Origin of the sequence: Cellulosimicrobium sp. TH-20 (assembly GCF_002105775.1) — a bacterium.
Taxonomy (GTDB): Bacteria; Actinomycetota; Actinomycetes; order Actinomycetales; family Cellulomonadaceae; genus Cellulosimicrobium; species Cellulosimicrobium funkei.
Genome location: NZ_CP020857.1, coordinates 4,254,745 through 4,265,546, shown reverse-complemented (window position 1 = coordinate 4,265,546; position 10,802 = coordinate 4,254,745). Strand labels below are relative to the sequence as shown.

8 protein-coding genes and 1 pseudogene are annotated in these 10,802 nt (G+C 74.4%); 8 read left to right on the top strand and 1 reads right to left on the bottom strand.

What is annotated here, in order from left to right; translation table 11 throughout:
• Positions 1 to 8 precede the first annotated feature (8 nt).
• From B8281_RS19010 to B8281_RS18980, 7 genes and pseudogenes are all read left to right on the top strand, one after another.
• Positions 9 to 2,512, top strand: a pseudogene (locus tag B8281_RS19010) (ATP-dependent Clp protease ATP-binding subunit).
• Positions 2,513 to 3,033: 521 nt separating this feature from the next.
• Positions 3,034 to 4,152 (top strand): ABC transporter substrate-binding protein, encoded by a 1,119-nt coding sequence (locus B8281_RS19005; RefSeq protein ID WP_085386517.1) that lies wholly within the window; start codon positions 3,034 to 3,036, stop codon positions 4,150 to 4,152.
• On the top strand, positions 4,149 to 5,012 hold the full coding sequence (locus tag B8281_RS19000) for an ABC transporter permease (protein WP_085386516.1): 864 nt from the start codon (positions 4,149 to 4,151) through the stop codon (positions 5,010 to 5,012). Before B8281_RS19005 ends, B8281_RS19000 begins: the two co-directional genes overlap by 4 nt.
• Positions 4,988 to 5,806, top strand: a complete 819-nt coding sequence (locus B8281_RS18995) for an ABC transporter ATP-binding protein (RefSeq protein WP_085386515.1) — start codon at positions 4,988 to 4,990, stop codon at positions 5,804 to 5,806. Before B8281_RS19000 ends, B8281_RS18995 begins: the two co-directional genes overlap by 25 nt.
• Positions 5,803 to 7,212, top strand: coding sequence for an LLM class flavin-dependent oxidoreductase (locus B8281_RS18990; protein ID WP_085386514.1), 1,410 nt, complete (start codon positions 5,803 to 5,805; stop codon positions 7,210 to 7,212). Before B8281_RS18995 ends, B8281_RS18990 begins: the two co-directional genes overlap by 4 nt.
• Positions 7,209 to 8,285 (top strand): LLM class flavin-dependent oxidoreductase, encoded by a 1,077-nt coding sequence (locus B8281_RS18985; RefSeq protein WP_085386513.1) that lies wholly within the window; start codon positions 7,209 to 7,211, stop codon positions 8,283 to 8,285. The genes B8281_RS18990 and B8281_RS18985 overlap by 4 nt, the downstream gene beginning before the upstream one ends.
• Positions 8,286 to 8,351: 66 nt before the next feature.
• Positions 8,352 to 9,224, top strand: a complete 873-nt coding sequence (locus B8281_RS18980; protein ID WP_085386512.1) for a methyltransferase — start codon at positions 8,352 to 8,354, stop codon at positions 9,222 to 9,224.
• A 69-nt stretch (positions 9,225 to 9,293) separates the two neighbouring features.
• Here the strand turns inward: B8281_RS18980 and B8281_RS18975 are convergent, their stop codons facing one another.
• On the bottom strand, positions 9,294 to 10,010 hold the full coding sequence (locus B8281_RS18975) for a uridine kinase (RefSeq protein ID WP_369824918.1): 717 nt from the start codon (positions 10,008 to 10,010) through the stop codon (positions 9,294 to 9,296).
• Positions 10,011 to 10,082: 72 nt separating this feature from the next.
• Here B8281_RS18975 and B8281_RS18970 point away from each other — a divergent pair, with 72 nt between their 5' ends.
• Complete coding sequence (locus tag B8281_RS18970; protein WP_085388519.1) at positions 10,083 to 10,778, top strand: NUDIX hydrolase; 696 nt, start codon at positions 10,083 to 10,085, stop codon at positions 10,776 to 10,778.
• Positions 10,779 to 10,802 lie beyond the last annotated feature (24 nt).

Sequence of the window (10,802 nt, the reverse complement as noted above, 5' to 3'; positions counted from 1 at the left end):
AGGCGCGGATGCTCAACCACAACTACATCGGCACCGAGCACATCCTCCTCGGCCTCATCCACGAGGGCGAGGGTGTCGCGGCCAAGGCGCTGGAGTCCCTCGGGATCTCCCTCGACGGCGTCCGCACCCAGGTGACCGAGATCATCGGCGAGGGCCAGCAGGCCCCGAGCGGGCACATCCCGTTCACGCCGCGCGCCAAGAAGGTGCTCGAGCTGTCGCTGCGCGAGGCGCTCCAGCTCGGCCACAACTACATCGGCACCGAGCACATCCTGCTCGCCTCATCCGCGAGGGCGAGGGCGTCGCCGCCCAGGTCCTGACGAAGATGGGCGCCGACCTCAACAAGGTGCGCCAGCAGGTCATCCAGCTCCTGTCCGGCTACCAGGGCAAGGAGCCGGTCGCCGCCGGCGGTCCCACCGAGGGCCAGCCGTCGGGCTCGGCCGTGCTCGACCAGTTCGGGCGCAACCTCACCCAGGCCGCGCGCGAGGGCAAGCTCGACCCGGTCATCGGGCGCAGCCTCGAGATCGAGCGCGTCATGCAGGTGCTGAGCCGCCGCACCAAGAACAACCCCGTCCTCATCGGCGAGCCCGGCGTCGGCAAGACGGCCGTCGTCGAGGGCCTCGCCCAGGACATCGTGCGCGGCGACGTCCCCGAGACGCTCAAGGACAAGCAGCTCTACACGCTCGACCTCGGCGCGCTCGTGGCCGGCTCGCGCTACCGCGGCGACTTCGAGGAGCGCCTCAAGAAGGTGCTCAAGGAGATCCGCACGCGCGGCGACATCATCCTGTTCATCGACGAGATCCACACCCTCGTCGGGGCGGGTGCCGCCGAGGGCGCGATCGACGCCGCGAGCATCCTCAAGCCGATGCTCGCGCGCGGCGAGCTGCAGACCATCGGCGCGACGACGCTCGACGAGTACCGCAAGCACGTCGAGAAGGACCCGGCCCTGGAGCGCCGCTTCCAGCCCATCCAGGTCGCCGAGCCGTCGCTCCCGCACGCCATCGAGATCCTCAAGGGCCTGCGCGACCGCTACGAGGCGCACCACCGCGTGTCCATCACGGACTCCGCCCTCGTCTCCGCGGCCACGCTCGCGGACCGGTACATCAACGACCGGTTCCTCCCGGACAAGGCGATCGACCTCATCGACGAGGCGGGCGCGCGCCTGCGCATCCGCCGCATGACGGCCCCGCCGGAGCTCAAGGAGCTCGACGAGGAGATCGCCGAGGCGCGCCGCGAGAAGGAGTCCGCGATCGACGCGCAGGACTTCGAGAAGGCCGCCGGCCTGCGCGACAAGGAGAAGCAGCTCACCGCGAAGCGCGCCGACAAGGAGAAGGCGTGGAAGTCCGGTGACCTGGACACCGTCGCGGAGGTGGACGAGGAGCTGATCGCCGAGGTCCTGGCCATGGCCACGGGCATCCCGGTCTTCAAGCTCACCGAGGAGGAGTCCAGCCGCCTGCTCAACATGGAGGACGAGCTGCACAAGCGCGTCGTCGGCCAGGAGGCCGCGATCAAGGCGCTGTCGCAGGCCATCCGCCGCACGCGTGCGGGCCTCAAGGACCCGAAGCGCCCCGGTGGGTCGTTCATCTTCGCCGGCCCCACGGGCGTCGGGAAGACGGAGCTGGCCAAGGCGCTCGCCGAGTTCCTCTTCGGGGACGAGGACGCGCTCATCCAGCTCGACATGTCGGAGTTCTCCGAGAAGCACACCGTCTCGCGGCTGTTCGGCTCGCCCCCCGGCTACGTCGGGTACGACGAGGGCGGCCAGCTCACCGAGAAGGTGCGGCGCAAGCCGTTCTCGGTCGTCCTGTTCGACGAGGTGGAGAAGGCCCACGCGGACATCTTCAACTCGCTCCTGCAGATCCTCGAGGACGGTCGCCTGACCGACTCGCAGGGCCGCGTCGTGGACTTCAAGAACACCGTCATCATCATGACGACCAACCTCGGCACGCGGGACATCGCCAAGGGCGTCCAGACCGGCTTCAACGCCGGCGGCGACCTGGTCACGTCCTACGAGCGCATGAAGGCGAAGGTCAACGACGAGCTCAAGCAGCACTTCCGGCCGGAGTTCCTCAACCGCGTCGACGACGTGGTGGTCTTCCCGCAGCTCTCGCAGGCCGAGATCATCCAGATCGTCGACCTGATGATCGCCCGTCTCGACGCCCGCCTGCGGGACAAGGACATGGGCATCGAGCTCACGCAGCCCGCGAAGCAGCTCCTCGCCGAGAAGGGCTACGACCCGGTCCTGGGTGCTCGTCCGCTGCGCCGCGCGATCCAGCGCGACATCGAGGACGTGCTCTCGGAGAAGATCCTGTTCGGCGAGCTCAAGGCCGGCGAGATCGTCCTGGTCGACGCCGAGGGCGAGGGCCTGCTCGGAGAGTTCACCTTCCGGGGTGTCTCGAAGGGCGAGCACGACCGCGGCCCGGTGAGCGTGGGCGCGGCCGCCGCGCTCGACGCCCCGACCGGCGTCTCGGTCCGCGACCTGCCCCCGACGGGCGAGCTGCAGGCCGGCGCGGAGTGACGCACTCCTGAACGCCTGACACACGGGCCCCGATCCTCCTCCGGGAGGGTCGGGGCCCGTCGTCGTCCCGGCGCCCCCTCTCCCGCCGAGCAGGTGGTCGTGGCGCGTCCGGGGCGACCGACGCACCACCATCGCCTGCTCGGCCGACACGGACCACCTGGTCGGCGGGCGAGGGGCCGTTGCACGGCGTTACGTCCGTCCTCGTCGTGGGACAGGGGGCGACCGCCCTTTGCGGGGCGTGCGCACGCTGGCACAGTCGCCCGCATGCCGACGACACCGGGGGGCCTCGTCGCCCTCCCCGCCACCGACGCCGGGCACGTGCCCGGGCTCGCGTGTCGTCGCGCCCTGCGTGCGCGCCTGCGCCGTCGGGCCGCGTGTCGTCCGACCGCGTGCCGCTGAGCACCCCGACGCACTGACCGACGGCCGCCCCGGGCCGCCGTCGGGCCGTCCCACCACCCTCCCGCGCACGGCACCCGCGCGCCCTCGTGCGTCCCCGTGCGCTCTCCCTGAGAGGACCCGCCATGCCTGGTTCCCCGCTCCGTCCGTCCGCACCGCCCGGCCGCCGGAGGGCGACGGCCGTCGCGCTCGGTCTCGTCGCGCTCCTCGCCGCCGGTGCGTGCAGCACCGCCGAGGCGTCCGGGGGCGGTGACCCGGCCGACGGCGGCACGCTCGCCCCGGACGCCGAGCTGCCCACCGAGGTGCCGGAGGGCACCGTCCTGCGGGTCGGCGACCCGACGACGCAGAAGGCGTTCGAGCTCGCGGGCGACGACCTGGACAGCGACTTCTCGTTCGAGATCGAGTGGGCCAACATCTCGGGCGGCCCGGCGACGACGGAGGCGTTCCGGGCCGGGTCGCTCGACGTCGGCGCCGTCGCGGAGATCCCGCCGATCCACGCGACGTGGACGGGTCTGGACGTGCAGGTCTACGCGTCCGTCTACCGGGAGAACTGGGAGGACGCGCCGGTCTACGAGTTCGCGGGGGCGCCGGGGGTCGAGCTCGACTCCCTCGAGGACTTCCGCGGTCATCGCATCGCGTTCAGCCCGGGCCAGGCGCAGGGCGCGATCGTCCTCAAGGCGCTGGAGGAGGCCGGGCTCACGCAGGACGACGTCGAGCTCGTCGAGCTCCCGAGCACGGGCGACGTCTACTCGACGGCCCTCGCGGCGGGCGAGGTCGACGTCGCGCCGCTCGGCGGCACGCAGCTCTTCCGGTACCTCGCGACGTACGAGGCCGACGGCGCGACGTCGGTCGAGCACCACCTGCGCGACGACGCGTCGCACCTCTACGGCCCGACCGAGGTCGTGCGCGACCCGGCCAGGGCGGCGGCGCTGCGCGAGTACGTCGCCGCGTGGGCGGCGGCGAAGGTCTGGGTCGCGGAGCACCCGGAGGAGTGGAAGCAGGGGTACTACATCGAGGACCAGGGGCTGAGCGAGGAGGACGCGCAGTATCTCGTCGACCACGCGCCGGTCCCGGACGTCCCGTCCGACCTCACCGAGGGCATCGAGCGCACGCAGGCGACGGTCGACCTGCTCGCGGCGGAGCTCGACGAGCAGCCGCTCGACGCGGCGGACCTGTTCGACGTGCGCTTCGGCCCGGTCGCGGGCGAGGCGGCCGCCGCCGCGCGGGACGGGGGCGCGCAGTGAGCGCCGCGGTCGTCGAGCGGGTCGACGTCGCGGTCCCGCGGGACGACGCCGGGCCGTCGACCCTCGTGGACGTGCGACCGCGCGGCACGCGCCTCGGGCTCGGTCGGCCGGTCCCGCTCGCGGCGCTCGTCGGGGTCACGCTCCTCGCGGTCGTCTGGTCGGTGGGGTCCGCGACGGGGCTCGTCGACCCGCGCGTGCTGTCCGCGCCGTGGACGGTCGTCTCGACGGGCGCGGAGCTCGTCGCGAACGGCAAGCTCGGGGCGCACCTCGGCGTCTCCCTGACGCGCGCCGCGCTCGGGCTCGCGGCCGGCATCGTCGCGGGCGTCGTGCTCGCGCTGGCCGCCGGGCTGAGCCGGGTCGGCGACGCCGTGCTCGACGGCCCGATCCAGGTCAAGCGCGCCATCCCCAACCTCGCGCTCCTGCCGCTGCTCATCCTGTGGTTCGGCATCGGCGAGCAGATGAAGGTCATCACCATCGCGCTCGGCGTCTTCATCCCCATCTACCTGCACACGCACAACGGCCTGCGCGCGATCGACAGCCGCTACGTCGAGCTCGCCGAGACGGTGCAGCTCTCGCGGTGGCAGTTCGTGCGCCGCGTCATCCTGCCGGGCGCGCTGCCCGGTTTCTTCCTCGGCCTGCGGTTCGCGGTCACGGGCTCGATGCTCGCGCTCGTCGTCGTCGAGCAGGTCAACGCGACGGCCGGGATCGGCTACATGATGGAGCTCGCCCGGACGTACGGGCAGACGGAGATCATCCTCGTCGGCCTCGTGGTCTACGGCGTGCTGGGCTACTCCGCGGACCTCGCCGTCCGCCTCCTGCAGAGGAGGGTGCTCTCGTGGCGGCGCACGCTGGAGGACTGACCGCGCAGGAGGCCCGCCCGACGGCGCCGGGCGCGGCCGTGCGGGTCCGCTCGCTCGTCCGGTCGTACGGGGAGCAGCGCATCCTCGACCACCTCGACCTCACCGTGGACGACGGCGAGTTCGTCGCGATCCTGGGCCGGTCCGGCTCGGGCAAGAGCACGCTCCTGCGCGCGCTCGCCGCGCTCGACCACGGGGTCGCGGGCTCGGGCGAGGTCGTCGTGCCGGACCAGGTGTCCGTCGTCTTCCAGGACTCGCGGCTCCTCCCGTGGGCGCGCGTGCTGGACAACGTGGTGCTCGGTCTCGACGCCGGGGCGCGCGGGCGGAGCGCCGCGCGGGACGCCGGCCGCGCGAGCCTCGCGGAGGTCGGCCTGGCCGGGCGCGAGCGCGGGTGGCCGAACGAGCTCTCGGGCGGCGAGCAGCAGCGCGTGTCGCTCGCCCGTTCGCTCGTGCGCTCGCCGCGGCTCCTGCTCGCCGACGAGCCGTTCGGCGCGCTCGACGCCCTGACGCGCATCCGGATGCACGCCCTGCTGCGCGACCTGTGCGCGCGGCACCGCCCCGCGGTCCTGCTCGTCACGCACGACGTGGACGAGGCGATCGTGCTCGCGGACCGCGTCGTCGTGCTCGACGAGGGGCGGATCGCGGCCGAGCGCCGCGTCGACCGGAGCTACGGCCCCACCGAGGCCCGCGACCCCGCCGACCCCCGCTTCGCCCGGCTCCGCACGGAGCTGCTCGACGCGCTCGGCGTCGTCCGCGACGCCCCGACCACCCCCGACCGGAAGGACACCGCCGCATGACCCGCCACGCCTCCTCGGGCCACCGCCCCGGCCGCCTGCACCTCAACGCGTTCCTCATGAGCACGGGCCACCACGAGGCGTCGTGGCGCCTGCCCGAGAGCGACCCGTCGTGGACCTCGACGAACATCGCGCACCTGCAGCGCCTCGCGCAGGTCGCGGAGGCGGGGAAGCTCGACTCGATCTTCTTCGCGGACGGCCCCGGGCTGCGGTCCGACGTCGAGCGTCGCCCGGCGGGCTCGCTCGACCCGCTCATCGTGCTGACGGCGATCGCGACCGTGACCGAGCGCATCGGGCTCATCGCGACGGCGTCCACGACGTACAACTCGCCCTACAACCTCGCGCGGCGCTTCGCGTCGATCGACCACGTCTCGGGCGGCCGCGCCGGGTGGAACGTCGTCACGACGGCCGGGCCGGAGATCGCGCGGAACTTCGGCCTCGACGACCAGCCGGCGCACGCCGTGCGGTACGAGCGCGCGGCCGAGTTCCTCGACGTCGCGTTCCGGCTCTGGGACTCGTGGGAGGACGACGCCGTGCTCGCCGACAAGGCCGCGGGCGTCTGGGCGGACCCGGCCAAGATCCACGGGCCCGCGCACGTCGGCACCCACTTCTCCGTGCACGGCGCGCTCACGACGCCGCGCTCGCCGCAGGCGCGCCCGCTCATCGTGCAGGCCGGGTCGTCCGAGGACGGCAAGGACCTCGCCGCGCGCTACGCCGAGGCCGTGTTCACCGCGCACCAGACGCTCGCCGACGCCCAGGCGTTCTACTCCGACCTCAAGGCCCGGGCGGTCACGGTCGGGCGGGACCCGGGCACGGTGAGGATCCTGCCCGGCATCGTCCCCGTCATCGGGTCCACGGAGGCGGAGGCGCTCGCGCGGGAGCGCGAGCTCGACGAGCTCATCGTCCCCGAGTACGCGCGCGCCCAGCTCGCGAAGACGCTGCGCCTCGCGCCCGAGGACCTGCCGCTCGACCGCGAGCTGCCCGACGGCCTGCCCACCGAGGACGAGATCGAGGGGGCCAAGAGCCGGTACACGCTGATCGTCGAGCTCGCGCGGCGCGAGCGGCTGACGGTGCGCCAGCTCATCGGGCGCCTCGGCGGCGGGCGGGGCCACCGCACGTTCGCCGGCACGCCCGAGCAGGTCGCCGACGCGCTCCAGGACTGGTACGACGCCGAGGCCGCCGACGGGTTCAACATCATGCCCGCGGTGCTGCCGTCGGGGCTCGAGCAGTTCGTCGAGCACGTGCTGCCCGTGCTGCGCGAGCGCGGCCTGTTCCGCACCGAGTACGAGGGCCGGACGTTGCGCGAGCACTACGGGCTCGAACGACCGGCGAACCGCTACACGGACGCGGCCCCCGCCGGGACGTCGTCCGACGGCGGGGCACGAGTCGTCGAGGGGGCCTTCGCATGAGCGCGGAGCACCTCTGGTACATCCCGAACCAGGTGCGGCCGGGGCACCGCTGCGACGACACCACCGAGGACCACAACAGCCTCGACACCCTGACGAGCCACGCGCACGCCCTGGAACGCCACGGGTTCGCGGGCGCGCTGCTCGGGACGAGCTGGGGGCGTCCCGACACGTTCACGGTCGCGACGGCGCTCGCGGCCCGCACCACGACGTTCGAGCCGCTCGTCGCGATCCGGCCCGGGTTCTGGCGGCCCGCGCACTTCGCGTCCGCCGCCGCGACCCTCGACCACCTCAGCGGCGGCCGGCTGCGCGTCAACATCGTGTCCGGCACCGACGGGCAGGAGGCGTACGGCGACGGCGAGGCCGACCCGGCGCACCGCTACGCCCGCACGCGCGAGTTCCTGCAGATCGTGCGGCGCCTGTGGACGCAGGAGGAGGTCACGTACGCGGGCGAGCACTTCTCGGTGACGCGCTCGTCGCTGGGGCCGCGGCCCGTGGTCCGCGGCGACCGCGCCCACCCGCGGATCTACTTCGGCGGCGCCTCGGAGGCGGCGGAGCGCGTCGCGGCGACCGAGGCCGACGTGCAGCTCTTCTGGGGCGAGCCGCTCGACGGGATCGCGGAGCGCATCGACCGGCTGAGGCAGCTGAGCGCCGAGCTCGGCCGTGAGCACGCACCGCTCGAGTTCGGGCTGCGCGTCACGACGTTCGTGCGGGACACGACGGAGGAGGCGTGGGCCGACGCCGAGGCGAAGGTCGCGCAGCTCGCGGCCCGCTCGCCGGAGCGCGAGGCGTGGTCGGCCCGGGACCGGGGGCGGAGCACCGCCGTCGGGCAGCAGCGCCTGCTCGACCTGGCCGAGCGGGGCGAGGTGCTCGACGACAACCTGTGGACCGCCCCGGGCCGGTTCGGCGGCGGGGGAGCGGGCACGACGTGGCTCGTCGGCTCCGCGGAGGACGTCGCGAAGTCGCTGCGGCGCTACGAGGACCTCGGCGTGACGCACTTCGTCCTGTCCGACACCCCGTACCTGCGGGAGATCGAGCGCCAGGGCACCCGGCTCCTCCCGCTCCTGCGCGACTGACGGTCACCGTCGCGGGGATCGGTCGGCGGTCCCCGGGCGGCCGCGACCCGGAGTACCGTCCGGAGCGTGGACCAGAGCCGGCTCGACGACCTCACCGCCCGCCTGCGCGCCGCCGGGTGCGTCTTCGCGGAGGACGAGGCCGCGCTCCTCGCCGAGCGGGCCGACGACGACGCGCACCTCGAGGCGCTCGTCGCGCGCCGGGTCGCGGGCGAGCCGCTCGAGCACGTCCTCGGGTACGTCGACTTCCACGGGCTGCGGGTCGCCGTCGACCCCGGGGTGTTCGTGCCGCGCCAGCGCACCACGCTGCTCGTCGACGAGGCGGTCGCGCTCGGGCGGCGGGCCGGGCGCCTGGCGCCTCTGTCCGACGGCGGCCCGGGCAGCGGCCCCGGCCGTCGTCCGGAGGGTGGCCCGGACGGCCGGACGGTCGTCGTCGACCTGTGCTGCGGTGGCGGGGCGCTGGGGCTCGCGACGGCGGTGGACCTCGGCGGAGCGGAGGCCGTCGCGCTGCACGCGAGCGACGTGGACCCGGCGGCCGTCGCGTGCGCGGCGCGCAACGTCGCGGCCGTCGGCGGGACCGCGTACGAGGGAGACCTCTTCGACCCTCTGCCCACCGGTCTGCGCGGGCGGGTCGACCTCCTCCTCGCCAACGTGCCGTACGTCCCGTCGGGCGAGATCCCGCTCCTGCCGCGCGAGGCGCGCGACCATGAGGCCCACGTCGCCCTCGACGGCGGCGGCGACGGGCTGGACGTGCTGCGCCGCGTCGCGGCCGAGGCGCCCGCCTGGCTCGCCCCCGGCGGCCACCTGCTCACCGAGTCCGGCGAGCGCCAGGCAACGGGCGCCGTCGCGGTGCTCGGCCGCGCCGGGCTGGTCGCGCGCGTCGTCCGGGACGACGACATCGGCGCGACGATCGTCGTCGGGACGCTCCCCGCCGAGACGTGAGAAATGGCCCCTGCGATGCGCAGGTCAGGGGCCACTTCTCACGTCTCGGCAGGCTTCCGCGCGTGACGCCTACGTCGAGGCGGGCCGCAGCAGCGCGCGGATCTCCTTCTCGGCCTGCGCGGGCGTGAGCGCGCGGCAGCCGAGCGACTCCCAGTGCCGCACGAGCGCGGGCTCGGCGCGCAGCAGCGCCCAGCCGCGCCGGAACAGGGTGAGCGGCGGCTTGCGCATCTCGGCGAGGTCGCGCAGCAGGCGGAACCAGAACGTCACGAGTCGTGGTCGGTAGAGGCAGATCGCGTCGGCCAGCACGTCCTGTGCGCGGCAGGCCGCGACGATCTCCGCCGCGAAGATGCCCTCCGCCAGGACGACGCGCGAGCCCGTGACGTCGACGTGGGTCGTGCCGGTGCGGCGCGACGTCGGGATGTCGTAGACCGGCACGTCGGCGTGGCCCGCGCGCGCGAGGTCGACGAGCGCCGCGACCGCACCCTCGGCGTCCCACGAGCGGGGGTCGTCCCAGTCCACGATGCCGAAGCGCTGCGGCAGGTCGGGGTGGTCGTGGTCGAGGTAGAAGTCGTCGAGCGCGACGACCGGGAGCCCGAGCCGGCGGGTGAGCGACGTCTTGCCCGAGCCCGACGCCCCGGTGAGCAGCACGATCCGCGTCGGGACCTCGCGCGACCCGGGCGGGAGGTCGAACAGCGCCGGGTCCCCGGCGGGTCCGGTCGGCACCGGGTCGGTCCGGGTGGCGGCGTCGGTGGGGCCGCCGTCGGCGTCGTGCTGAGGGTCGCTCACGGGACACCATTGTCGCAGCGTCCGGCGCGAGCCCCGAGGCGGGGCGTCGGGTGGGGCGCGTAGCCTTCCCCGGTGACTGCTCCGGACCCCGCCGCCCTGCTCGCCCGCGACGCCCTCGACCGCCTCGACCGGTGGGAGCCCGTGGATCCCCGTCAGGGGGCGCTCGCGGCGGAGTACCGCGCGTTCGTCCGCGGCGACGCCGGCCCGCGCGCCGAGGCGGTGCGGCGCGACGGCGGTCCGCAGCACCTCACGGCGAGCTGCTTCGTGCTCAGCCCCGGTCTCGACCGCGTGCTGCTGTGCTTCCACCGCAAGGGCCGGTTCTGGGTCCAGGTGGGCGGCCACACCGAGCCGGAGGACACGACGCTCGCCGGTGCCGCCTACCGCGAGGCGCGCGAGGAGAGCGGCATCGAGGACCTCGTCCCGTTCGACCCGGACCCCGAGCCGGGCGTCCCGTTGGACGCGGACCCCGAGCAGGGCGTGGAGTCCGTGGCCGGGTCCCGCGCCGTCGCCGCGCCGGCCGCCCCCGTGGACGTGCACCGGCACGACCTCGCCGCGGCGTTCGGCACCTGCCGGACGCACTGGGACGTCGGGTTCGTCGCGTTCGCCGACCCGGACGCGCGCACGGTCGTCAGCGACGAGAGCGAGGACGTCGCGTGGTTCCCGGTGGACGCGCTGCCGCCCGGCACGCCCGACGACTTCCCCGTCCGCCTGGCGACGGTCCTCGCGGAGGTGCGCCACCGCCGTCGGGCAGGACTCCCCACGACGTAGAGCCCCGGTCGCGCGAGGTAGAGC